Source organism: Parabacteroides sp. PFB2-10, from assembly GCF_029893085.1.
In the GTDB taxonomy this organism is placed as follows: Bacteria; Bacteroidota; Bacteroidia; order Bacteroidales; family Tannerellaceae; genus QVMG01.
In genome coordinates this window covers 25,886-51,657 of record NZ_JARXWI010000002.1, presented here as the reverse complement: position 1 = coordinate 51,657, position 25,772 = coordinate 25,886, and the positions used below count along the sequence as shown (strand labels likewise).

Below are 25,772 nucleotides of genomic sequence, written 5' to 3'. Positions count from 1 at the left end.
CGTTGAACTCCTAATAACCCCCAGTGAAGAGAGCGAAGCGAACGACTGGGGGTAGGCATAAAAGGATCTAACATCTCATGAACCCGAAAAGGGTTCAATTGTTTAATTCAACACCTTTCGGCGTTGGTTTGTTTCTACATTCGCTATCACCCCCCAGTCGTTCGCTTCGCTCTCTTCACTGGGGGTTATTAGGAATTAAATCCCTTTCGGGATTTTCCTGAAACATCAAATCCTCTCCAATTTGCAAGTGCTATTTAAACAGCATTGACAATACTAAATAATATACACCCAGGCCTGACAAAAAGAAACAACCCTCTACCAAAACTAAAAGAAAGATGAGGATGGTCGGATCAATGGCTCAGAGAAATGTTAAATATGGAACTTTGACAAGTATTTATTATGCTACCCACTGATTTTCAGGAGAAAAAGCTTGGAAGATTAAAAATAATGTACTATATTTATACACCAATATCCGACTTGCAACGGTGCAAGTAGTGATCTAAATAGACCAACCAATATGAAATCAATTTTTACAAAAGTTGCGATTATTGTATTTGCCATATCGATAATGTGCGTAGAAACTTCTGCACAGGAAAAAGGCAAGTTTCGTGTCGGACTTGATCTTGGTTTAAATATGGCTACCGGTGGTCCCTCATTGGGTATGAACATCATTAACCTCGGATATAATATACAGGACAATATGAATGTCGGCATCAAATGGGGATATGCCATGCTTGCTAAAGAAGAAGACTTTTTCGATGTGATTGATGTGTATGAACAAAAATATTTAGGGACATTTAATTATTATTTTCTCAATTCAAAAATTCCTCTTTTTGTCGGAGGGGGGCTTGGAGTTAGCCGCTTAAAAAAGCATCATGATGATGTTCACATTTCTATAGATGAGGGAAGTTCCTTTTGTGGCCTGCTGACCGCAGGATTAGAATACAGAAAATTCAGGTTAGCAGTAGAATATAATATGATTCCCCGATCAGATTATACAGAAGTTGTATTTCCTCAAAACCCCGATCAACCTGAAACAATAATCTCCGGAAAAATGAGAAACAGTTCTATTGCGATCACCGTTGGCTTTTTCTTAGGAGGAGGGAAATGGAAAAAGAGGACGTTGGATTAGTAGAAAAGGAACCATATCATTATAATATATGACCCAAAACCACCCCGGACGTGCCGCAGGTATGCATCGATTGCGTACCTGCGGCACGCATAAAAAGATGCCCCATACAAAATAACCGAAAAATAGATTATTCTACCATAAAAATGCATTTTTCTTTTATTTAATGCACTGAATTTATGGTAGTTTAGTGCAGTTTTAAGAAAGTAACTCTAAACTCCAAAGGTATGGCTAATGAACCACATATGCCCATTCGGATTAACCTTATACTTCGAAATTTCATTTAACACTTAAATATATATATTATCATGAAAAAAATGCTTTTTACAATCGTCCTGTTGTTACCATTCGTTGTTATGGCGCAAAAGGCAGTTATTCGTGTAGACACTGAACGAGTAATTGGTGAAATAGATCCGAATATCTATGGTGTTTTTATGGAACCGATCGGACGCAACCACAGTACATCAAACATTGTTGTTGGTCCACTCTACAACCATGCATCTCCGTTGGCAAACAAAGACGGATGGAACACATACGTTATTGACGCGATGAAAGAACTTAAAATCACAAATATGCGTTGGCCGGGCGGAAACTATATGTCGAGTTATGATTGGCGGGATGGTATCGGTCCCCAAGAACAGCGCCCGGTTCGGAAAGATCTTGCCTGGGGAGGCTTTGACACCAATGTGGTAGGCACCGACGAGTGGATCGCCCTCAACCGTGCCATAGGCATAGAAAACGTTATTGCCGTAAATCTTGGCCTGGGAGACATCAACGGCGCCCGCTTCTGGGTGGAATACTGTAATCTTCCTGTGGGCACCTACTATTCCGACCTGCGCGCAAAATATGGCAACCGGGAACCTTTCAATGTGAAATACTGGTGTATCGGCAACGAGCTGGACGGTTATGACTGGATAGATGGTTATAAAAACGCAGAAGACTATTGCAAGATAGGGTTGGAAGCACTCAAAGCGATGAAGAAGGTTGACAATACGATTAAAACGGTAGTCTGTGGAGCCTCTTTCTACTATGTACCGCCCCACTCCCGTTTTCTGAAGACCAACAGTTGGTATGATTATACACACGATGTAGCCGGTCACCGAGATTGGATTGAATGGAATGATAAAATAATCAAAGCTTTTACCGGATTTGCCGATTACCTCTCTGTTCACCGTTATTGGGGAGAAAATATTCCGCTGGAGTATTACGAATATGTAGGCGACGCGCAAATTGATTTCGAAGAGAAAATAAATGTGCCGAGAGCGCAAATAGAAGCCATGAAGGCATATCTTCCCGGAAAAACACCGCTTATGATTTCTGTTGATGAATGGGCAGCACGCGGCCAGAATATGCGGGCACTGATGGCCAATGCCATGTGCCTCAATTCATTCATACGCAATGCCGACATAGTTAAGATGGCTAACCTTACCATGATGACTTCGCTCTTGTCTAACGATCGGTTAGGTAATTTCTACAAATCGCCCTGGTTTCAAATGTTCAAACTGTTTTCGACCAATTGCCTGGGCGTTTCGATTGACACATACGTTCAGGGAGAAACGTTCGATACACAGACCAATAAAGGAATTCCCTACTTAGATGTAACATCGGTTTATAATAAAGAGAGAGGGTCGGTTTTAGTAAATGTAGTAAACCGTCATGCAGACAAAGCCATCACTGCCGATATATCTAACGTGGCTACATCGTTTGCAGGGAAAGCACAAGTAAGCTCGATCGAAGGCGATTTGTCGGAAACTTTTACGCATGAAAAAGAAGAGTCATATGTACCGAAAGTGAAGCAGATCGACATCAAAAACGGGATCGTAACCTATTCATTCCCGGCACATTCCATAACTCAAATCGAAATAAAACTTAGATGATATTAATTCCAAATTATACTGATATGAAACACTATATATTACTCGGTTTATTGGCTATTTTAGCCTATTCGAATGCGGATGCTCAACAACAACGACAAGCTCAACAGCCGTTGGAAACATTTACGATGGGAAATGCTTACTGGAAAGTAGGATATAATACGAATGGAGTATGTGCTCTCGAGAGTACAACTGATTCGTATCAGGCAAACCTTCTTAACGGAGAGTTAGGAGATGTTTATCTGGCATATAAAGTAAAAGACGGCGTTTGGATGCGAATCAATACCCCATATAATCGTTTTACACCCGTCAGGGAGATGAAGGCGGATAATCAAGCCGGAACCATTTCATATCACGATATCGGTATGGGTGATATTATTGAAATGACCCAAAACTTCCGTCTCGAAGGCGAATTATTGCATTGGAACATTGAGATTGTAAACAACTCGAAATTCCCGATAGAAATCGGTGATCTGGCATTTACCTTTCCGGCGCGTAGCGGTAGAGGAGGCTCAGACAGAATGGCTATCTTCGAAAAAAACTATAACCGGCATACTTTTATATCGGGTGATGCTTCCTTTATGTATTTTACGCGTATAAATGGAAAAGCACCCTATTATCTGATGACTGTCGACCCTGGAACAAAGCTGGAATATGTCGATAATACACGTTTTTATATTTATTCCGGCAAATCGGGAACAGCCGAAACACGCGGCACTTGGCGACAGGAGCATACACGTGCATGGCTGCAACCTGCCGGTACAAACCAAAATAAAATGTCGTTCGGTTTCACCTTACATTATGCCGACTCATACCCCGAGTTGAAAGAAAAAATAATCGCTTCACGCCTTATAGATATTGACGTTGTGCCCGGCATGACGCTTCCTGTTTCACAAAAAGCAAAATTTTCTTTGAACACCCTCTGTCCGATAGATTCTATTGCAGCCGAATTTCCTGCCATGACCGAATTGAAGTATCTTGGTAAAAAGGGAGCAAATACACATATATATGAAGTGGGATTCCGTAAGTTGGGAGAGAACTTATTGACTGTTCATTTTGATAACGGACGTAAAACATACCTTGAATTTTTCTCTTGCGAATCGCCGGAGACGATCACCAAGAAAAGAAGTTCGTTTATTGTAAACAGCCAGCAATTCCGTGATCCTACTAAATGGTATAATGGTTTATACGGTGTCTATGACATGAATAAGGGAGACCTGCTCGGACCCGATAATCCGTATATATTTGATGATGTATTAACCTATTTTTTAGCAAGCGACGACCCGGCTTTAGGCAAAGCGCCATTCATTGCATCTAAAAATGTAGTGTTTCCGGATGATGCTGAAATTGCTTCATTAGAATACCATATTAAACATTTTGTATGGGGAGGCCTTCAACGCACCGATAAGGAGACCCCCTACCCTTACGGTATTTACGGCACACCGAACTGGTTTATAAACAGAGACCATGACCTACGTGTACACTATACCGCGTATAGCTTAGATAAACTACGCTTGTGGCGTACGTTTGATTATGCGCACATGGCTATGATGTACTGGCATATGTATCAGATAGCCACGCTTTATCCGGAAAAGTGTAATTATATGAGTGCTGAGCAGTATTTGGAAATAGCATACCAAACGGCTAAAGCATTCTATATCTACCCTGCCGAATTAGACGGAGGTTATTATGAACCCTATAAATGGGGCTGTTATAACGAATTAATAAAAGTGAATATAATTGATGAATTAGAAGCAAAAGGGTTTGCTGAAAAGGCAGCCGATTTACGTGCCGAGTGGGAAAAAAAGGCGAAATGGTTTATCTATGACGAACCGTATCCTTACAGTTCGGAGTATGTCACCGACAGAACGGCTTTTGAATCGACCTATTTTCTGGCGAAATACGGTGTACAGAATGATATGAAACCGGATGAGAATCTTTGGTACGACCCCAATGCAAAAAAATGGTATTCGCACCCGGTAGTCACAAAAGAAAAAGCACGCGATTTTATGGATCGCCAGTTATACGCTGCTCTGTCATGTCGCGGATATCTTGAAAAGCAGTGGTTTAAATTGGGAGGCGATTTCAGCTTCAGCTATATGGCGCGTATGGGATCCACTCCTATTCTTGATTATGGTTATCGTTTTGCGGATAATCCTTATGAATGGTTGCGCCTTGGCTATGCAGGCTATTTGGGGCCTTTTGCCATGGTTAATACCGGAACGCCGGAATCAAACTATGGGTATTGGCATCCCGGCAAAGAAAAAGACGGTGCTATGGGACAATCTTTCATATCCACTAAATATGGACGTAGTTGGGTAGGCATAGATGAACCACGCGGACCTCTACGCTTATGTGGCGAAGCCGATCTGGGTATGTGCGCCATTACGCGCACGGCAGTTAGTATGCTGGTGAACGATCCTATCTTCGGATGGACGGTGTTTGGCGGAAATATGTCTGAAGAACAAAAACAATTTGCCATCTATCCTGACGATGGTGCGCGTATTCGTTTTCGTGTGATAAACGACAAAATCCGCTTAGGCCTTGAGTTAGATCGTGATAATTGGTCGGCAACAAGTCCGATTATGGTGAATAAAGACATGAAAAGTATGGAGCTTAAGCTCGAAAACGGTACCGGCAATAAACATACGACCCGCTTGACGGTTGAAGCAAAAGGCGCTCGCTCGCCAAAACTCACGATGAATGGGAAAAACATCACCTCTAAGCAGGATCGCTACGGCAATTACATTTTTGAGTTTCCGGTAGAACAACAGGTAAACACATTAAAATTGGCATGGAGGTAATATGAAACGCTTATTAATCATAAGTATATCAATTACCATCCTCTGTTGGCAAGCTATAGCTCAACGACCACGTGAAGCCCAACCTCCGGCTGAGACACACTGGATGGAAAATGCTCATTGGAAAATAGGCTATACTGCTACCGGGGTAAATACTATTGAGGACATAACGGATGTTTATCATGCCAATCTGCTGAACGGAGAGTTGGCAGATGTCTTGCTGGCATATAAAGTGAAAGATGGTGTTTGGTTAAAAATCAATCCCAACAGAAGAGAAATGCAAGCGGACAAAGAGGCGGGAGTCATTACGTATCAAGACAAAGGCACAGGGAATGCGATTGAAATGATACAGCGATTCCGCCTTGATGGCGACTTATTACATTGGAACATAGATGTTGTGAACCACTCTAAATTTCCGATTGAGATAGGTGATCTGGCCATTGCGTTCCCTTGGAGCAGTGGGTCTGGTGAAGACCCCATTCCCATATTCGAAAGATCTTTTACCAAACATGCATTTATTTCGGGCGATGCGTCCTTTTTGTATTTTACCCGTTATAATGGCGAAGCACCCTATTTCTTATTGACAGTAGACCCCGGTACCAAGTTGGAATATTTTGACGTATCACAAACTGACCGTAAGTATCGTGCTTATATTTATTCCGGCAAAACAGGAACGGCCGAGACACGTGGCACATGGCGACAGGAGCATACACGGTCATGGTTGCAACCGGCAGGAGAGGCACAAGATAAAATGTCATTCGGATTTACCATGCATATAGCAAGTTCCTATCCGCAGATGAAAAGGCAAATAATATCCGAACGTTCTATTGATATTGACGTGACACCCGGCATGACGCTTCCCGTAAAGCAAAAAGCCATGTTCGCATTAAACACCCTTTGTACGATAGATTCCGTTGTAGCCGAGTTTCCTGCAAGTACAACACTTAAATACATTGGCAAAAAAGGAGAGAATACCCATATCTACGAAGTGATGTTCAGCAAGTTGGGAGAAAATATGTTGACTGTTTATTTTGACGATAGCCGTAAAACATACCTTGAGTTTTTCTCTTGTGAATCGCCCGAAACAATTACAAAAAAACGAAGCTCTTTTTTGGTCAATCACCAACAATTCCGCGATTCAACAAAATGGTATAACGGCCTGTATGGTGTTTATGACATGAAAAACGGAGAGTTGCGCGGTCCTGATAATCCGGATATTTATGACGAAGTGATTCCTTATTATCTGGCAAGTGATGATCCTATTCTGGGGAAAGCTCCTTTTATCGCTTCAAAAAATGTGGTATTTCCCGACGATGACGAAATTGCATCATTAGAGTACCACATACAGAACTTCGTTTGGGGAGGTCTTCAACGCACAGATCAGGAAACACCCTACCCTTATGCTGTGTATGGCGTACCGAACTGGTTTATCCACAGGGATGAAGACTTACGCAAGACCATAGCGCCTTATCCGGGAGAGGTCATACGTGCATGGCGTACGTTTGACTATGCTCACATGGTTATGCTTTACTGGCATACCTATCAGATAGCCAAACTGTACCCCGAAAAATGTAAATTTATGACTGCCGATCAGTATTTAGAAATTGCTTATCAGACGGCAAACGCATTTTTCACCTATTCCGACAAATTGGTAGGCACTAATTATGAGGCTATTAAGTGGAGCTCATACAACGAATTGGTGATAGTAGACCTTATTGATGAGTTAGAAGCCAAAGGATTAAGGGAAAAAGCTGCGATTTTGCGGTTCGAATGGGAGAAAAAGGCAAAATACTTTATTTATGATGACAAATACCCTTTTCGGTCGGAATATGCTTTAGACAGAACAGCTTTCGAATCCTCCTATTTCCTGGCTAAATATGGTATGCAGAATGACATGAAAGCAGACGAAAATCTTTGGTACGACAGTCTTTTGCATAAATGGTATTCACACCCTGTAGTTAATAAAGAAAAGGCGCGCGATTTTATGGAGCGTCAGCATTTTGCCGGAGTATCATGTCGCGGATATCTTGAAAAACAATATTCCATCTTGGGCGGTTCTTTCAACCGGTCGTCCGACGGCAGCGTACATTGTTACATGGCACGAATGGGAGGTTCCAGTATCCTGGATTATGGTTATCGTTTTGCCAATGACCCGTATGAGTGGCTGCGTCTTGGTTATGCAAGTTATTTAGGACCCTATTGTGTGGTAAATACCGGAACGCCGGAATCTAATTATGGCTATTGGTATCCCGGCAAGGAAAAAGACGGAGCTATGGGACAAGCCTTCACGTCGGTCAAATTTGGCCGTCCCTGGATACGTACCGAAGAATCACGAGGTCCGTGGCGATATTGCGGCGAAGGCGATCTGGGCATGTGTGCCATTACGCGTACGGCTGTTTCGATGCTGGTGGAAGACCCTATCTTCGGATGGACAGTATTTGGCGGAAATATGACTGAAGAAAAAAAGCATTTTTCCGTTTATCCCGATGATGGAGCACGTATTCGTTTCCGTTTAATCAATGACAAAATACGCTTAGGTCTTGAGTTAGATCGCGATAATTGGTCGGCAACAAGTCCGATTATGGTGAATAAAAACATGAAAAGTATGGAGCTAAAGCTTGAAAACGGTACCGGCAATAAGCATACAACTCGTTTGACGGTTGAGACTAAGGGCGCTCGCTCGCCCAAACTTAGTGCCAACGGCAAAAATCTTGTATCTATGCAAGACCGCTATGGTAACTATTTTTTTGATATTCCCGTTGAAGGAGAATCAATTGATTTGAAATTATCATGGAATTAAATGCCTAAACATCTCTTTCATTTGTTAAAATACGGTTTGTAAGCAAAACGGCTGTTTTGCTTACAAATTCATACGTTAAAAAATGTTTCTCCCGGGAGTTTGTCTCCGAATCCCGTGCAATTCGGCGATAAACTCCCGCGAAAATATCAAATCGTAAGTTGGAGGTTTTGAAGAAAAGAGGCGTATTAACATTTGTTCACACACCCTATACCTTCATTCAGTCGGAGAATTAAAATGATACCGAAACCGGTGTATTACTAAAATTGATTTCTTTTTTCACATTATCCGGAAGAAGTTCTACAATAAACGTCCTTGTCGCTTGCATTGTATTTCCTTTAGCGGGAGTCAAACTTAATTGCTTACTTTTTTGATCCCACTTCATATCAATAATACAGCAACCTTTTCCGGTCAGATAATCCTGTGAAATACCATCGTCATCATAGAGAGTAAAATTTCCGTCAGCGCCTGCATATACTCTTAGGGTTGTAGGTTCACTGATCGGTTGAGCGGCATATTGGCGTACCGGATCAATGGGTATGATAGCACCGGCCGGCACAAACATCGGCAGGATGGATAAGTCAACTATTTTGGTTATTGTTTTCCCACCGCGGTGCGATTCGTTTGTCCACCAGTCATACCATACGCCTTCGGGCAAATACACTTCGCGTTGCGTAGCGCCTTTTTCATAAACCGGCGCAATGAGCAGATTTTTTCCCCATAGGTATTGGTTACCTATACGTTTGCTTATAGGGTCTTTCGGATAATGCATCCACATCGCACGCTGTAAAGGCATTCCGGTATTATGCGCTTCCCACGAAATGGTGTAGTTGTAGGGCAACAATTGATAGCGAAGTTCAAAATATTTTTTTACAATTGGTTCTATTGCTTTATTAAACAATTCTTTTTCATCCAATTTGCCTCCGCCGCCTTCCAAAGGCCCGAAATAACTTCCGCCCCACGCCCAAGGCAGGCGCATCATCCACGGCCATGTCCCCTGAAAGAAGCTGTGAAAGCGGCGAATTGTATCCAGCGGGTATATAATTCACCTGTTAAATCAGACGTTACGGAAAATCCTGCAATATCGGTACCCCAAAACGGGCCAATACTCATGGAATGGTTGAGACCGACAGCAATTTGTACCTCCAGTGTTTTCCATGTCGAAGCAGGATCGCCCGACCACATCCATGCGCCCCACTGCGCCATGCCCGGATAGCCGTTTCGATGCAATGCCCACGGACGAACATTCGGATAGGTAGAAAGATGTCCATAATAATAAAGCTGATGCCTTTTATCACGCTCAAACAAATTGTACCAGTCACCTTCATCCGCCCAAAAACCGGCTACTCCCAGTTGCACTAAAGGCTCGTGCTGCTTCCATAAGGTTTGCATGTGTGATTCATCAACTACTTCTCCCACTTTGGCAGGAATAGAACCTTGTATGGTAGGAAGCCTGTGCCGACCTGGAGGAAGAATATGTAGCACTACTTTTGTATTTTGTTCGTTCATTTTTTTGATAAAAGCAGTCTGATCGGGAATAATTTCTTTATCAAACTGCCATGTATCTTGACGCGTATTCCAACCATAATGAGCGAATCCATTGCCGAGATAAATGACGGCATCTAACGGAATTTGTTTTTCCCGAAAAGTGCTTACTATACTATGCATTTGTTTTTCACTTTCTAAGGTACGATGTGATTGCATATAACCCAATGCCCATTTCGGTGGCATAGAAGCCTTACCGGTAATGGTGTAGTAGTCTGACATCAAAGTAGCCGGATCGCGGGCATCAAATACGAAAAAGTCAAAAAGCCCATCAACCTTTGCCTCCAAGGGAGGGATTCCTTGATTGAAAGCTCCTGCCCGTATGTCACGCGGCACACGGGTCTTTTCCTCTTCCGTGGGGTTCCATGGAACAAAATACCCCCGGTCATTAGCCGTCAGATCCACTTCAGTCCAAGGAGTGGGAATGTAAATAGCCCAATTTCCCGGTTCGATCAACATAGATACCGGACTACGGGAACCATACGCATCAGTTTGCCAACGAGGTCGCATGCTGTCGTACAGACCGCGCCGATCGTACTCTATGGGAAGTTCTCTCCAATTTACTGTGCTGTCGGGCAAAGAGCCTCCTCCACCCATTCCCAGAACAGGCTCATTGCCGTTGAGCATAAAAGAGAGGCGCCCGTCATCCTGAAAAACAATATATTGAATAAGTTCACCCTTGGGGGTCGTTACCCGAATACTCAACGGATTAGACTTGACCTCTACCCGCAAGTTGCCAATAGTTTTTTTAACGGTTCCGTTAATCGTTTTTAAACTGATTACCGGAGCAGGATAATCCCTTTTGGCTATACCCGGCGAGAATGGAAAATTTTCAGTAAAACTCAACGGTTTTAACGTTACTCGGATAGCATTTTGCCCCGCAACTCGAATATCCAATTGACCCGGTTCGCCGTTTACTATTATTTCGGCAGCAAAAGTTTGGATACAAAAACCTACTGCAATGATAGGCAACAAAAAATATCGAATAATTCTCATGTTTTTCCTTTTTATATCTGATTTGATACTCAAAAAGAGTCATCAGAAGGTTAGTATTTGTCTTTTAAGTCAGTTCTTTTTTTTACACTAAGTAGCTATTTGTCTTGTAGATACAAAGATAATTAAATTCATAATGTAAACAAATAATCAGGATGCGCAAGCAGGAGAACAACCTCACCTCTGGAATTAACATAATATTAATCCTTTTCCGGCAATAAGTTCCAATTTTTCTCTGTTTTAAGGAAGAATTCAAAGTCTCTGACAAATTTCCCATTAATCTCACTCAAGCCCATGTCGGCTTTTTAATAAAATATTTTCATAAATTCTTGTAAATGAGACAGGGATGTTTCAAACTTTTTTACAGTAGCTGCCGTAAAATCTACACCGATCAACTTGCCACATTGATTATTATGCTCGGTGAATATCTCTACAATAGTCCTGGAATCCTCTCTTTTTCCATTATAGTAATCCACAATTCGTCGGGCACTAACAACCTGATCACCATTTTCAAGCAACCTTTGGATTTCGAAGATCCGAGCTTTTACCGTGTCAAGATAACGATTCAACTCTTTATCTTTATCTTTATGACTCCTACCATTGCTGCATTCCTTTGCCTGATTCCAAAGGCTTACAAGAATACTTCTTTTCATAGTAATTTCGGCATATTTACCTTTCATAGTCACCCGAAGCATGATTGGGGCTTCTCCGGTTTTCAACAATTTGTTTTTTTGATGTAGTACATCAAACTGAAAGTGTTTCTTTTCATCTTTTCCATCTGAATAAAATTTTAATGTAAAACTATAAATCCAGATTCCTTGACGAGTTATGCAAATGATTGAAAAACAGTAAAAAAGATTCGTTTTTGTTGTACATTTTCTACCATATCTGTTGTACTTTTCTGTTTGAAAAAAAGTACAACGATTTAGCCGGTGACAATTGCGTTTTTCTAACTCCACAACTTTACGGGGTGATCCGTGATCCATAAGGATTCATACAGATAAAGGTAGGCTATCAAAGAAAAACCCGCTTACTATCTCCTCGATAATAAGCGGGCGGCTTTCGTTGTTGTTCTACCAGGACTCGAACCTGGACAAACAGGACCAGAATCTGTTGTGCTACCATTACACCATAGAACAATTACCTGTTTTCGGCTGCAAATATAGGCAGTTTTTGAAAAGTAACAAAAAAACCGAAAGAGTTTTTTCCTTCGTCAACTTTTCAAACAGCCGGATTGTTTCATTATTAGAAATGGAGTAGCTCCTTTTATGAAAAGAATAAAGTATATTTGCACCTCTAAAATAGAAGGTTAATTACATGAAAGAAACAAAAGCATTAGTAGAAACAATTGTTTCCGGTTTACAGGAAAAAAAGGGGAAAAACATAGTAACAGTTGATCTAACAAAAATAACAGGCACCATTTGCCAATATATGGTTATCTGTGAAGGAAATACTCCGTCGCAGGTATCAGCCCTATCTGATTCCGTATGGGAGTTTGCCCGGAAGGAAGCGCAAGAAAAGCCCCTCTCGGTAGCAGGATATCAGGCTGCGCAGTGGATAGGCATGGATTATGGCACGGTTCTTGTCCATATCTTTTTACCAGAGTTACGCGCCTTTTATAATTTGGATCACCTTTGGGCAGATGCCAAATTAACAGCCGTTCCTGATTTGGATTAAGCTGTATTACAAAAAATAGTCAAGTCAAAAAGATGGAGAACAACAACAATTTACCGAATAAGAATCCGAAGAGCAACAAGCCAAAGTTCATGCGTTTCAACCTGTATTGGATGTACGCACTTATCTTTATTGTTCTCATCGGTTTGTTGATGACCAACGACTCGTCGACCAGCCGGGAGTTGGATTGGACGGAGTTTCAACGGCTCACGAAAGAAGACGCTTTCGAGAAGATCGTCGTTTTCAATAAGAAAAACATGGTGGAGGCAACCGTCAGAGGGAATAAACTACACCAGGTATTCAAAGGTGAGACCTCTGATCTGGGAGCCAATCCCAAAGCATATATAAAGATACCGTCTGCCGACAAATTTACCGATTTCTACGACAGCGTCGTGGCAGAATATGACATAAAAACACCTGTCCGGTTTGAAGAAGGAGAGAATATATTCTGGAATTCCCTCTTGTCTCTTATACCTTTTATATTACTCATCGCGCTTTGGATCTTCTTCATGCGAAGGATGTCGGGAGGCGCCGGAGGAGGTGCCGGAGGTGTTTTCAGCGTAGGCAAAGCCAAAGCGCAATTGTTCGACAAGGATAACGACAAAAAGGTAACCTTCCGTGACGTAGCGGGACTGGCCGAGGCCAAACAAGAGGTGGAAGAGATCGTATCATTCCTCAAAGACCCGGGCAAATACACCGAACTGGGTGGTAAAATACCGAAAGGTGCTCTGTTAGTAGGCCCTCCGGGAACCGGTAAGACCCTGCTTGCCAAGGCGGTGGCCGGCGAAGCCAATGTGCCGTTCTTCTCTTTGTCGGGTTCCGACTTCGTCGAGATGTTTGTCGGTGTAGGGGCATCGCGTGTACGCGACCTCTTCCGTCAGGCCAAAGAGAAAGCGCCCTGTATCGTTTTCATTGACGAGATCGATGCGGTAGGGCGTGCCCGTGGCAAAAATGCCAATATGAATAGCAACGATGAACGCGAGAACACGTTGAATCAGCTCCTGACAGAGATGGATGGATTCGGATCGAACAGCGGAGTCATTATTCTGGCGGCGACGAACCGTGCGGATATTTTGGACAAAGCCCTCTTGCGCGCCGGACGTTTTGACCGTCAGATCCATGTGGAACTGCCCGATCTGAACGAACGCAAAGAGATATTCAGCGTACATCTGCGCCCGATCAAGATAGATAATTCTGTTGATTCTGACTTTTTGGCACGCCAGACACCGGGCTTCTCGGGAGCTGACATTGCCAATGTATGTAACGAAGCAGCCCTGATCGCTGCACGTAGTGGCAAGAAATTCGTACAGAAAGAGGACTTTATGAACGCAGTCGACCGGATTATCGGCGGACTGGAGAAACGTTCACGTATCACCACAGCCGACGAACGCCGTAGCATTGCCATTCACGAAGCCGGCCACGCGACACTGAGCTGGATGCTGGAGCATGCCAACCCATTGGTGAAGGTAACCATCGTACCGCGTGGTAAGGCATTGGGCGCTGCCTGGTACCTGCCCGAAGAGCGGCAAATCACTAACCGCGAACAGCTACTGGATGAGATGTGTGCCACCCTGGGAGGCCGTGCCGCGGAAGAACTCTTTATCGGAAAGATATCGACCGGAGCCTCCAACGACCTGGAGCGTGTCACCAAACAGGCATACGCCATGGTTGTTTATTTCGGGATGAGCGACAAATTGCCCAACCTGAACTATTACGATTCAACAGGTCAGGATTGGGGATTCACCAAGCCTTATAGCGAAGACACGGCCAAACTGATCGACAAGGAGGTGCAACGCATCATCAACGAACAATACGAACGCGCCAAACAGATCCTATCGGACAACAGCGAAGGACATAATAAACTGTCGCAGGTTCTGCTCGAACGGGAGGTGATCTATACGGAAGACGTAGAACATATCTTCGGGAAACGCGCCTGGGTGTCGCGTTCGCAGGAGATTATGGCTTTGCAGGAAGAGGCGAATAAAAAGAAAGCCGAAGAAGAGGCTGAGCTGAACGCCCAAAAAGAAGAAACAAAAGAGGCTACAGCTGTTGTTGAACCTCAGGAAACACCCGTAGAAGAGCAACCGGCCACCGAAACAGAAAAGGCGGACGAACTTCATGAACCCGAGGTGAAAGAGACGGTAGAAAAACCGGAACCTGAAAAGGAAGAACCGGTTATAGAACCGGAGACAATCACGGAAACCAATATCCATCTGGAGCAAGAGGAGATAACAGAAGTAGAAGAGCCCCTTGTTGAGGAAGAGGAGTTTGCTGATTTTGTCGTGAAATTCAATGCAGACCCGACTCCTGATCCCGAACCGGAGACCACTCCGGAGCCTGTTATTAAAAAGAGAGCTCCGCGGAAAAAGAAAGAAGAGCCGATCGTGGAGGAAGAGATCGTAACGGAACCAATGCCCGAACCGGAAGAACCCGTTATCGAACAACCGGAAGAAGTCCAGGAAGAAGAAACGGTTGCCCCGGCAGAACAACCTTTGGAGTTGAAATTGGAATTGGAACCGGAACCCGAAGTAAAGGAACCGGAACCTGAGGCAAAGGAGAAAAAGACCCCTCCCCCCTCCTATCCTTCCCTATTCGATTAATAGAATCTTAACATAGAAAAGGCACCCCTTCGGCGGTGTCTTTTTTGTTTTTAGAGGTAATAAAGATTTTAACAGGTTGCCTTTTGAATTAATTCTCTATATTTGCATGAAAATAAATTCACTATTGGAACGATCGTGCTGAAAGACCTGATTAAAAGAGCCCTGACAGGTATTGTTTTTGTTGCCATCATCATTGGAGGCATATGCTGTCACCCCTATACTTTCCTTCTCTTATTCTGTGGTATTACAGGTTTCACCCTATGGGAATTCTATGGTTTGACCGAGCATTACGAGGCCTCTCCCATCAAGCGTCTTTTCTATACCCTGGGAGGTGTCTATCTTTTTGCCGCCACCTTTGCCTACGCCCAGGGGATTTTCGGGAAAATAGTCTTCCTTCCATATATTGCTTTTCTGGTGTTCGTGCTTATTTTCGAACTCTATTATAAAGATACCAACCCGCTAAAGAATTGGTCGATCTCCTTCTTTGCCCAGGCCTACTGTGCCGGATCGCTTTCGTTATTGAATTTCTTAGTGGCTTTGCCCAATACATCCGGAGAGCTTTCTCATATTCCTCTGTTCGTATTGGCCATATTTGTCTTTATCTGGCTCAACGACACCGGCGCCTACCTGATCGGCACGATGTTCGGAAAACATCGATTGTTCGAGCGTATCTCGCCAAAGAAATCATGGGAAGGTTTCTGGGGAGGCTGTGTGACTGCCGTTCTTTCTTCCCTGGCCTTTGCCTGGTTTGTTCCTGAAATGCCCTGGTATTTCTGGGTGGGATTTGCGATTATTGTCAGTGTATTCGGCACCTGGGGCGACCTGATAGAATCGTTATTGAAGAGAACCCTTGCCGTGAAAGATTCCGGTAACGTATTGCCCGGTCACGGAGGTATGCTGGATCGCTTCGACAGTCTCCTGCTGGCCATCCCCGCCGCCTATATCTACATCGTGCTGTTTATTCGAAATTAAAGGTAAGCACCACCATCCGGGAGCTTACCCTGGAGAGCGCGTTGGTGTACTTCATCAGACTTGGATCATTTTGCAGGTCGCTACGCTTTTTATCCAGCATATCGCCTAATCCGAAACAAAACTTAATCTCCGGACACAGTTTAAAGAAGGGCAGATAAATATCACATCCAACCCCGAACTCCACCCCAAAATCGAATGCCTTCATCAACAGGGGATTCCCCTTCTTACGACCGATATCCATTTGCCCGTATACCCCTCCGATCAGATAGGGACGGTAATTATTCAGGCGCAAGGCACTATATTTAATGTTGATTGGAATGGTCAGGTAGTTGGCACGTATATCCGTCCGGAACTCTTCGCCGGTCTCTTTTTCACGAAACATAAACGTCTTGTCGCCAAAATGCACCGTCGGTATAACACGCAGGTTGAAGTAAGGGCTCAGATACATATCGCCGATCACGCCGACACTAAAGCCCGGATTGTAGGAAGGAAGCTCCGCGAACCACGTTTCGCCATTCTCCGTCAGGCCGCTATGGGTCAATATCATATCCTGCGCGTGAAGCCCTATATGGAAACCGAGATGATACAACTTCATATCGGCATAGGGTTGGTTCTTCACCCGCTCGGTCTGTGCGTTCGCTACCCCGGCAGCAAACAGGAAAAGCAATATAATAAAGACATCTTTTCTCACCTGTTCAACAGTTTATTAGTAGTAACGTAAAACTCGAAAAGTTATTGCAAAGAGGGGATGAAATAAGAAATTTACCTCTTACTATTTTTATATCTCCCAAGAAAGCCATATTTTTGTTGCACGATTAATAGTAATTATAGTATCAATTTAAAGTTAAAAAAAATGGCTTACGTAATTAGCGACGATTGTATTGCATGTGGTAGTTGTATTGACGAATGTCCGGTAGGCGCTATTTCTGAGGGTGATATCTATGCTATCGACCCGGAATTATGCACCGATTGCGGAACTTGCGCAGACGCCTGTCCGACTGAAGCAATCCACCCGGCTTAAACACCATGCAAAAGAAATAGGTAACCAATACCTATAAAAACGGGCTATACATCTGATCATGTATAGCCCGTTTCCTTTTTGGCTGTTTATTTTTAGAATTCTATATCGATCTGAATATCATCGGAAGCCCCTTCATCTCCTTTTTCTTCAGCGAGGGGGAGTTGCTCCTTTTCCGCGTTCCGTTGTTTGATGTAGTTGATTACTTCACCCATTCCATCCATAAACTTTTCAAAATCTTCTTTGTATAAAAAGATCTTGTGTTTTTCAAAGGTTACCTGTACTCCGTCTTTCGATTGTACCTTCTTGCTTTCCGTTATCGCCAGAAACAGATCATCTTTCAGGTTCTTCTTAACATCCAAGTAATAAATACGTTTTCCGGCTTTAATGGCTTTCGAATACAAGATCTCTTTGTCGCCACCTTCAACATGTGATTTTTTGTTCAAGTCTTCCATGACAGCTAACATTTATTATTTCCCACCCTAATTCATAACTCGCTCAAATATGTGAATTTTTTTTTAAATAACAACTATTTTACATAAGAAAACAAAGAAACAAAGCCCAATTCAAGTTGTTTTAATCCGAAAGCAGGCTTACATTTGTACAAATTATATCTAATAAAATAATATCATGAAAATCAAATGCTCCTTTATTATCTGCCTGCAAGCCATACTCTTGCTGTTATCGTGTGCTACAACAGATAACAAGCTTGTTTTCGGCAGCGACTCATTAAAACCCCGTATTGTTGTATTGACCGATATCGCGCCGGCCGATATAGAGCCCGATGATATGGAATCGATGATCCGCCTGTTGGTTCATGCCGATTTGTATGAAATCGAAGCGTTGATCGTGTCTGGCGGATGGAACAGCAGTGGCCGAGCTTATCCAAAGAGTTGGAAAGACAGCCTGACGACGGTGATCGACACCTACGAAAAGGACTTGCCCAACCTGATGAAACGTTCGAAGCAGACCTCGTTTCTTCCGGTCGAAAAAGAAGCGGATAAGCAGATGATAGGCTATTGGCCGAGTCCCGACTACCTTAGAAGCCGTGCCATGTACGGCAGCCTCAAACTGGGCGTTGCCCAATTGGGTAACGAGAATCATTCGGATGGAAGCGATTTTATTATCCGATTAGTCGACGAAGCCGACGACCGTCCCCTTTGGGTATTGGCATGGGGAGGAGCCAACACCCTGGCGCAAGCTCTTTGGAAAGTGAAACAAGAACGCAGCGAGGCTGAAGTGAAGGCTTTCGCGCATAAATTGCGTGTCTACACCATCACCGACCAGGATGTACCTTATGGCGATGCTAAGAATTTCGCATTCAGCTCGCACCAGTGGATGCGTAAGGAGTTTGGTAAGGATCTACACTTTATCTGGGACGAAAGCGCCTGGTTGAATCAGAACGACCTCGGCTCGAAAAGCTGGAATGAATATGCTACACACATTCAAAAACATGGAAACTTAGGCCACATTTACCCGAAGAACAAATGGGGTGTAGAGGGCGATACACCCTCCTTCCTCCATGTATTACCCAATGGACTGCACGACCCAAGCGAAAGTAGAGAAACCGGTTGGGGAGGCTATTTCGAATGGGGCATGAGCCGCGACAGCATCACCTCTTGTTATACCAATGTAGACAAACGCGCCAAGGAGATCTCCAACCGCTACGAGCATTATTTCTACCCCGCTACCTTTGCCAATTTTGCGGCACGCATGGATTGGGCAAACGAGGGGAAAGGCAATCGCAACCCGGTGGTTGTCGTGAACAAAGAAAAAGGACTCGAAGCTATCCACTTCGCTATCCAAACAGGTAAAACGGTAACGCTGGATGCCTCAAAGTCGTATGATCCGGATGGCGACAACCTTCGTTTCCATTGGTGGGTCATGCCGGAGTCAGGAACCTATAACGGCCAAATCGAGATAGAAAATGCTAACAGCGCTTCTGCCACCCTGGCCATACCGGCCGACGCCGCGGGCAAAACCATGCATGTAATTTGTGAAGTAACCGACGATGGGCAGCATCAATTAAAGAGCTACCGGAGAATCATCATCGAAGCCAGCAAATAAGATTAGTGTAAACCTTTTCAGTCAAAACAACAGGGAGAATTCTATCGTCGATGGGCATCGACAGTACTGTCGAAGCGCATGGACAGAACTGTCGATGGGCATGGACAGTACTGTCGATGCCCATCGACGATAGAATTCTTCCTATATTTTCCGCAGAATCCAAACAAACAAGAGGATTTCGACGGCCACTTATCTCTATTTTGCCTCTTCTTTATACCAATTCACCTTACGGGAACAGTACATTATAACTGCCAGAACGAGAAACAACCCAATGCTTCCGATAAGAAGAGCCACCTCTTCTAACTGCAAAATAACATAGAGGAACACATATAACAGACAGAGCGTGGCTATGAGTATGCCGGTTTGTTTCCGGTTTTTGAATATACTTTGTGCATAAAGGGCGATCATGCCAATGGTCGCCACGCTGGCAATAACGTATGCGATAGCGAAACTCAGTTGTTCTGATATGGAAAGCAGAAGCGCATAAAAAAGAATCAACGCCAATCCGACCAAGAGATACTGAATAGGATGTATCCGCTTTTTTGTCAGGATCTCAACAAAGAAGAAGATCACAAAGGTTAAGGCAATGAAGAGGATGGCATATTTGGCCGATCGCATATTTTGCTGATAATGATCGACGGTGTCTACTAAGCTCACGCCGAATGAGGATTCGGTAAAAGGCTGTACCCCGTTGTCAATCCAGCTGTCCGGTATGCTACGGTTGAAATGCAGAATCTTCCATGTCGCATCAAAGCCAGTCTCTGTAATGGTATGTTCCGGACTAAAATTCCCGATGAATCCCGGCGCATTCCACGCACCAGCAATATGCACCTGGGTGGTTTTACCGATCGGAATAAAATGAATACTGCTGCTACCATTCAGATCAATCGTACAATCAAAGTCGATTGCCTCTTTTGCTTCGAGTTTCAGATCGTCGTTTAGATTGACCACCAACTCGTTTCCGGCAAACCAGGCTCTACGGCTGCCTGCTGTGGCTGCATACGTATGGCCTTTCAGGTTGAAGTCGATATGGCTGGTCACGCCCCGCAGGTCAGAAATGCCGATATGAACGAAGGCTTTGTCCCAGTGGTACGTGCAACCGGCCTCTTCAATATCCGGTATTTCAAAGCCGCCTTTGAGCCGAACCTCGCTCCTATAGAGTATCGTTTTATAGATACCATAATACTTCTCTTCGGGAAATAGCTTGACATCGATAGTAAGATGTTCGGGCGTTAAGTGCAAGAGATGTTGTTCGTTTACGAGTTTTCCATCTGTGTTTGCATAAGAAATCGTATACGGGATCGATAAGACAGGGGCACAAAGGGTTTGTGCCTGACTCCATTTGTTATTGATTTTCTCAATGGTCTCCTGACTTCGGAATTTTCGCTCCGATATCAACTCTTGCATCATTACACTCGGTATGAGCAATAAAATGATAAGAAAACCAACAACTAATGCCTTCACTGTGATCGATTGGGAGAGCTTTTCCAGTCTCTTTTCTTGTGTTTCCATATATAAATAAGTATTTAATGTGATAAAAGAAAGTACTTTGTATTTCAAAGTTAATAACGAAAAAAAATTATTTAAGAAGAGCTTCAAGAGCATTCAGATGCTCTTGAAAACATTGCTTCCCGGTTTCCGTCATACGATATTGCGTATTGGGCTTTCGACCGATAAACTGTTTCGCGGATTGGATATAAGCCAAACCTTCCAACGCCTTCAGATGACTGGCGAGATTCCCGTCGGTCACCTCGAGCAACTGCTTCATGGTATTGAAGTCAGCCGTTTCATTCACCGAAAGGATAGACATGATTCCCAAACGGATCCGGCTTTCAAAGGCTTTATTTAAGTTGGCGATGATGCTTTTCATCGTTTCTTCAAATCATATTTTTTATACATAATGAATCCGTACAAGATATGGCAAACACCGAAGCCCAAGGTCCAGAACAATAAGCCATATTGTTGGAAAACAGCAGCTATCACGCCGAGAACTATCTCGATGATTCCCAGGTAATGCACCTCTTCAAAAGTGTATTTGGAGGCATTGATAAGCGCGATGCCATAAAACACTAAGGTACCGGCTATGGCCATATACATATCGCCTTGAAGCAACAGGAGTAAACAGAACAGACCGCCACCCACCAAAGGGAGCGCCAGGTTATACACCGTGCGCATCGCCACCTTATTAAGAAGGGATTGATTGTTTTTCTTTGCCTTACGCCAAGAAAAATAAATAGCAAAGCTGACCGACAGAAACAAGACAATTAAGGCATCGGCCAGCAAAATCAATAACTCCTGCGTTTGATTGTAATCGGTCAGCGACGGGTCGCGCAATAGGTAAAAGTAGGCGAATGCCGCTCCGGCAATAGCTGTCACACCAGCCAGTATACCCGACAACCCACTAAGTGATAAGAACTTGGATGACTTCTCCATCATCTCTCTTATGGCTTTTATATCTTCTAATTGCTTGTTCATGGCGGTAATAAAAGTACTTTGTGTGGCAAAGTTAATAGTATTTTCATTTGATGCAACTGATTTCCCTCTTTTCTTCTGCATTTTAAAGAAATTTGACACATAAAATTCACTTTGTTTATATGAAAATACATTTTATTTATATTTCTATTGTTTTTGTTAAACCAAATCGTATATTTGTAAAAAAATCAACTGATATGAGTGAAATAGAAAAGAAATTACCATTAAAGTGTCCGAGTTGCGAATCGGCTCTTCATGTACGAAAACTGCATTGCAGCCATTGTGATACCGAGGTGACCGGCAGCTTTGCCCTCCCGCTGCTTGCCCGGCTGTCGGAAAAGGAACAAGCTTTTGTATTAGATTTTGTGAAAAGCAGCGGAAGCCTGAAAGACATGGCGAAGAATATGGGGATCAGCTACCCGACGGTACGGAATCTATTAGATGATTTAATTGCAAACTTAAAAAAGAGGGAGGAACCGAGTGATGGACAATAAATTGAATCTATGTTTGAATCCTTTTGTGAAAATAGCCGGAGGGAAAGCCTTATTATGGGGTGTCTTAGGCATAGTTGTGGCGACAGCTACTTCCTGGTATTCAGGCTTTCATTATCATGGACTATTGCATTTTGGCCCTGCCCCCAATGATGCCTGGTGGTGCTACGTCGTAGAGCATCTGGTCGTATGGCTTGTGCCGGCTCTTCTTTTCTTTATCGGAGGACTTCTGTTGTCTACCTCGCGTATACGGATCGTGGATGTATTCGGGACCGTTGCTTTCGCGCAACTGCCTTTCATTCTGATGAATCTGTTTACGCTCCTGCCACCGATGCAACGGTTGAACACACTCGACTTCGATCTGCCGCCCAGCCAGCTATTGAACCAGCCGGGCTTATTAGTCACCCTCTGGTTTTCGCTTATTTCAATTGTTTTCCTGGTATGGATCCTGGTGTGGATGTATAATGCCCTAAAGGTTTCGTGCAATCTGAAGGGAACAAAATTGGGGGTGTTATATACTATTGTTATCATAGGCAGTGATGCACTTTGCCGTATACTCATTCGTTTGTGTTATTAATCAATCTAAAATAGATTCAATATGAAAAAAATTTATGTATGGCTATTTTGCAGCCTCTTCATCATGGCTTCCGTTTCCGCGCAGGATATCACCGGCAACTGGTATGGCCGCGCCGATGTCGGCGCCATGAAGCTAAGGATGAACCTCACCATCGAGAAATCAGGAGATACATACTCCGGTTATATGGTATCACCCGATCAGAGTTCCGCAAAGATACCTTTCAATAAAATCACCTTTGAAGCGAACCAACTAAGTTTGGAAATCGCACAGATAGGATTCAAGTATCAAGGTGTATGGAAAGAAGATAACACCATCGAAGGTTCATTCACGCAGATGGGCGCTCAATTTCCGATCAAGTTTTCCCGGGAAGAAACAGTGGCTAACCGTCCACAGCATCCCGTGCCTCCCTACCCTTACCAGACAGAAGAGATAAGCTTCCGCAATGAGAAGGCGAATGTCCGGCTGGCGGGAACCCTCACCCTGCCTGAGAAAGAGGGCAAGTATCCGGCAGTAGTATTAGTCACTGGTAGTGGGCCGCAAAACAGGAACGAAGAGCTGATGGGACATAAGCCATTTTGGGTGATTGCAGACTACCTGACCCGCCAGGGCATAGTTGTACTTCGCTATGATGAACGCGGCGTTGGCGAATCGGAAGGTAAATACAACGAGTGTGGCATACCCGACTTCGCGGAGGATGCTGCTGCGGCTATTGCCTATTTAAAGAATCGCAAAAAGGTTGATTCGCAGAAGATCGGTATTATTGGGCATAGCGAAGGTGGCTCCGTAGCTACCTTATTGGCAGCACAGCAGGTTCCGGCCTTTATCGTTTCACTGGCAGGCCCCGGAGAAAACGGCCGGGATCTAATGCAAAAACAGCGGATAGCGCTTTTCAAAACATCCGGCGCTACCGATGAGTACATTAATAGCTATAATGAAACGATGACTAAGTTGGAAGACTACATCTTGGCGACAGACAAGAATACAGTGAAAAAGGAGTCGATCTCGGCTATTATCGCCGGAACCCCATTGGCGGGACAGGAACAAACCATTATCGCTCAAATGACTTCAGCCTCTATGCTCACTCTATTGCGCTTCGACCCACTTGATTACTTCAAAAAGATCACCTGCCCTGTATTGGCACTGAATGGCGACAAAGACCTACAGGTAATTGCCAAACCCAACCTGGAAGGCTTCAAACAAATCACAGCGAATGGCAACAGCCGGGTAACCATCAAAGAATACCCCGGCCTAAATCATCTTTTCCAACATGCCACCACCGGACTACCGGCAGAATATAGTCAGATAGAAGAGACCATCAGCCCGGAAGTATTGAAAGATATGGGCGAGTGGATTCTTAAACAATAGGAGGAAAAACAGGTTTACCACCTAAAAGATTATGCGTATTTTTGCAAGCTAAAAAAGTATGCATGAATCGCCATTTCCAACGCTATAAGAGCCATTATAAATCCCTCATCTATCTGGGGGTTCCCATTGTGATCGGGCAGGTAGGACAAATCATCCTTTCCTTTGCCGACACATTGATGATCGGGCAGCATAGTACCGACGAACTGGGTGCTGCCTCTTTCGTAAACAGCATGTTCAACCTGGCTATTATCTTCAGCACAGGCTTCTCGTACGGGCTGACGCCTGTGGTGGGCACCCTGTTTGGCAACAAAGAACCGGAGGCTATTGGGCGGACATTGAAGAACAGCTTGTTAGCAAATGCGCTGGTGGCCTTGTTACTGACAGTCATTATGGGCGCCCTCTATTTCAATATAGAACGCTTGGGGCAGCCTGCTGAATTGATTCCGCTGATCAAACCCTACTACCTGATCTTGCTTGTGTCGCTGTTGTTTATCCTGTTATTCAACGCGTTCAAGCAATTTGCCGATGGGATCACCGATCCGAAGACCGCTATGTGGATCCTATTGGGGGGCAACCTGTTGAATATCGTAGGCAATTATGTGTTGATTTATGGGGAATGCGGATTCCCGGAGATGGGATTGGTCGGAGCCGGTATCAGTACATTGTTCTCACGCATCGTCATGCTTATCGTCTTTGTCGTGATCTTCCTGAAAGCCAAACGTTACCGGATCTATGTGGAAGGCTTCCGAAAGGGTCCTTTCAACAAGCGCGACTTCCGCTTATTAAACAATATGGGATGGCCGGTAGGCCTGCAAATGGGGATGGAGACAGCCTCTTTTAGCCTGAGCGCGATTATGATCGGATGGCTTGGAACAGTAGCATTGGCCAGCCACCAGATTATGCTATCGGTCTCTCAGGTCGGCTTTATGATGTATTATGGTATGGGAGCCGCTGTGGCAGTGTTGGTGAGCAACTACCGCGGTAAAGGCGACACCGTGAATGCACGACGATCGGCATCCGCCGGATTTCATATTATTATGTTGATGGCCGTGGTGGTATCCATTCCGCTCTATCTGTTGCGCCATCAGATCGGTGGGTGGTTTACCGACAGTGAACCGGTAGCCGCCATGGTGGCCAGCCTGGTTCTTCCGTTTATTATTTACCAGTTTGGCGACGGCTTGCAGATCACCTACGCCAACGCCCTGCGCGGCATTGGTGACGTAAAACCCATGATGCTGATCGCCTTTATCGCCTATTTCGTTATCTCCCTGCCGTTAGGCTATTTCTTTGCTTTCACCCTGGGATGGGGCGCATTCGGTATCTGGATGGCCTTCCCGTTCGGATTGACCAGTGCCGGAATTATGCTATATTTACGCTTCCTTAAATTCAAATAATTA

The 25,772-nt window shown here is 44.1% G+C and carries 20 protein-coding genes, 1 tRNA gene and 1 pseudogene; 13 read left to right on the top strand and 9 right to left on the bottom strand.

Annotation, left to right across the window (positions count from 1 at the left end; genetic code table 11):
* The first annotated feature begins 517 nt into the window (after positions 1 to 517).
* From M2137_RS02055 to M2137_RS02040, 4 genes are all read left to right on the top strand, one after another.
* Positions 518 to 1,132 (top strand): outer membrane beta-barrel protein, encoded by a 615-nt coding sequence (locus tag M2137_RS02055; protein ID WP_280764800.1) that lies wholly within the window; start codon positions 518 to 520, stop codon positions 1,130 to 1,132.
* Positions 1,133 to 1,437: 305 nt separating this feature from the next.
* Complete coding sequence (locus tag M2137_RS02050) at positions 1,438 to 3,006, top strand: alpha-L-arabinofuranosidase C-terminal domain-containing protein (RefSeq protein ID WP_280764799.1); 1,569 nt, start codon at positions 1,438 to 1,440, stop codon at positions 3,004 to 3,006.
* A 23-nt stretch (positions 3,007 to 3,029) separates the two neighbouring features.
* Entirely contained in the window at positions 3,030 to 5,807 is a 2,778-nt protein-coding gene (locus M2137_RS02045) for a DUF5695 domain-containing protein (RefSeq protein ID WP_280764798.1), read from the top strand.
* 1 nt (position 5,808) lies between these two features.
* Complete coding sequence (locus M2137_RS02040; protein ID WP_280764797.1) at positions 5,809 to 8,604, top strand: DUF5695 domain-containing protein; 2,796 nt, start codon at positions 5,809 to 5,811, stop codon at positions 8,602 to 8,604.
* 229 nt (positions 8,605 to 8,833) lie between these two features.
* On the opposite strand, the gene M2137_RS02035 is transcribed toward M2137_RS02040, so the two are convergent.
* The 4 genes from M2137_RS02035 to M2137_RS02020 all read right to left on the bottom strand — a co-directional run bounded on the left by M2137_RS02035 (position 8,834) and on the right by M2137_RS02020 (position 12,278).
* A complete protein-coding gene (locus tag M2137_RS02035) occupies positions 8,834 to 9,583 on the bottom strand; it encodes a DUF5110 domain-containing protein (RefSeq protein WP_280764796.1) in 750 nt (249 codons plus the stop codon).
* Positions 9,580 to 11,142, bottom strand: a complete 1,563-nt coding sequence (locus tag M2137_RS02030) for a TIM-barrel domain-containing protein (protein ID WP_280764795.1) — start codon at positions 11,140 to 11,142, stop codon at positions 9,580 to 9,582. Before M2137_RS02030 ends, M2137_RS02035 begins: the two co-directional genes overlap by 4 nt.
* A gap of 302 nt (positions 11,143 to 11,444) precedes the next feature.
* Positions 11,445 to 12,125 carry an Arm DNA-binding domain-containing protein gene (locus M2137_RS02025; RefSeq protein ID WP_280764794.1) on the bottom strand — a complete coding sequence of 227 codons (681 nt, stop codon included), beginning with the start codon at positions 12,123 to 12,125 and terminating at the stop codon, positions 11,445 to 11,447.
* 82 nt (positions 12,126 to 12,207) lie between these two features.
* Positions 12,208 to 12,278 (bottom strand) — tRNA-Gln (locus M2137_RS02020).
* 178 nt (positions 12,279 to 12,456) lie between these two features.
* On the opposite strand from M2137_RS02020, the gene rsfS reads away from it, so the two are divergent.
* From rsfS to M2137_RS02005, 3 genes and pseudogenes are all read left to right on the top strand, one after another.
* Positions 12,457 to 12,816: a ribosome silencing factor gene (gene rsfS / locus M2137_RS02015; RefSeq protein ID WP_280764793.1), complete on the top strand. Its 360-nt coding sequence runs from the start codon at positions 12,457 to 12,459 to the stop codon at positions 12,814 to 12,816.
* A 32-nt stretch (positions 12,817 to 12,848) separates the two neighbouring features.
* A pseudogene (gene ftsH, locus M2137_RS02010) lies at positions 12,849 to 14,795 on the top strand (ATP-dependent zinc metalloprotease FtsH); the annotation flags it as partial.
* Between the two features lie 756 nt (positions 14,796 to 15,551).
* Positions 15,552 to 16,385, top strand: coding sequence for a phosphatidate cytidylyltransferase (locus M2137_RS02005; RefSeq protein WP_280765046.1), 834 nt, complete (start codon positions 15,552 to 15,554; stop codon positions 16,383 to 16,385).
* Here the strand turns inward: M2137_RS02005 and M2137_RS02000 are convergent.
* On the bottom strand, positions 16,372 to 17,076 hold the full coding sequence (locus M2137_RS02000) for a porin family protein (protein WP_280764792.1): 705 nt from the start codon (positions 17,074 to 17,076) through the stop codon (positions 16,372 to 16,374). The two genes, M2137_RS02005 and M2137_RS02000, sit on opposite strands and share 14 nt — an antisense overlap.
* 162 nt (positions 17,077 to 17,238) lie before the next feature.
* On the opposite strand from M2137_RS02000, the gene M2137_RS01995 reads away from it, so the two are divergent.
* A complete protein-coding gene (locus tag M2137_RS01995) occupies positions 17,239 to 17,406 on the top strand; it encodes a 4Fe-4S binding protein (RefSeq protein ID WP_280764791.1) in 168 nt (55 codons plus the stop codon).
* Positions 17,407 to 17,498: 92 nt separating this feature from the next.
* On the opposite strand, the gene M2137_RS01990 is transcribed toward M2137_RS01995, so the two are convergent.
* A complete protein-coding gene (locus M2137_RS01990; protein WP_280764790.1) occupies positions 17,499 to 17,858 on the bottom strand; it encodes a DUF3276 family protein in 360 nt (119 codons plus the stop codon).
* A 175-nt stretch (positions 17,859 to 18,033) separates the two neighbouring features.
* On the opposite strand from M2137_RS01990, the gene M2137_RS01985 reads away from it, so the two are divergent.
* Positions 18,034 to 19,470, top strand: a complete 1,437-nt coding sequence (locus M2137_RS01985; protein WP_280764789.1) for a DUF1593 domain-containing protein — start codon at positions 18,034 to 18,036, stop codon at positions 19,468 to 19,470.
* A gap of 195 nt (positions 19,471 to 19,665) precedes the next feature.
* Here the strand turns inward: M2137_RS01985 and creD are convergent, their stop codons facing one another.
* The 3 genes from creD to M2137_RS01970 all read right to left on the bottom strand — a co-directional run bounded on the left by creD (position 19,666) and on the right by M2137_RS01970 (position 21,945).
* The gene (gene creD / locus M2137_RS01980; RefSeq protein ID WP_280764788.1) at positions 19,666 to 20,982 is read right to left on the bottom strand and encodes a cell envelope integrity protein CreD; all 1,317 of its coding nucleotides are present in this window, start codon (positions 20,980 to 20,982) and stop codon (positions 19,666 to 19,668) included.
* 67 nt (positions 20,983 to 21,049) lie between these two features.
* Positions 21,050 to 21,340, bottom strand: coding sequence for a transcriptional regulator (locus tag M2137_RS01975; RefSeq protein WP_280764787.1), 291 nt, complete (start codon positions 21,338 to 21,340; stop codon positions 21,050 to 21,052).
* Entirely contained in the window at positions 21,337 to 21,945 is a 609-nt protein-coding gene (locus M2137_RS01970; protein ID WP_280764786.1) for a hypothetical protein, read from the bottom strand. The genes M2137_RS01975 and M2137_RS01970 overlap by 4 nt, the downstream gene beginning before the upstream one ends.
* Before the next feature lie 194 nt (positions 21,946 to 22,139).
* Between M2137_RS01970 and M2137_RS01965 the strand changes: the two genes are divergently transcribed.
* The 4 genes from M2137_RS01965 (at position 22,140) to M2137_RS01950 (ending at position 25,769) form a co-directional block, all read left to right on the top strand.
* Positions 22,140 to 22,436 (top strand): DUF2089 family protein, encoded by a 297-nt coding sequence (locus M2137_RS01965; RefSeq protein WP_280764785.1) that lies wholly within the window; start codon positions 22,140 to 22,142, stop codon positions 22,434 to 22,436.
* The gene (locus M2137_RS01960) at positions 22,426 to 23,010 is read left to right on the top strand and encodes a YIP1 family protein (protein WP_280764784.1); all 585 of its coding nucleotides are present in this window, start codon (positions 22,426 to 22,428) and stop codon (positions 23,008 to 23,010) included. The genes M2137_RS01965 and M2137_RS01960 overlap by 11 nt, the downstream gene beginning before the upstream one ends.
* 21 nt (positions 23,011 to 23,031) lie before the next feature.
* A complete protein-coding gene (locus tag M2137_RS01955; RefSeq protein ID WP_280764783.1) occupies positions 23,032 to 24,375 on the top strand; it encodes an alpha/beta fold hydrolase in 1,344 nt (447 codons plus the stop codon).
* Between the two features lie 62 nt (positions 24,376 to 24,437).
* Entirely contained in the window at positions 24,438 to 25,769 is a 1,332-nt protein-coding gene (locus tag M2137_RS01950; RefSeq protein WP_280764782.1) for an MATE family efflux transporter, read from the top strand.
* Positions 25,770 to 25,772: the final 3 nt, after the last annotated feature.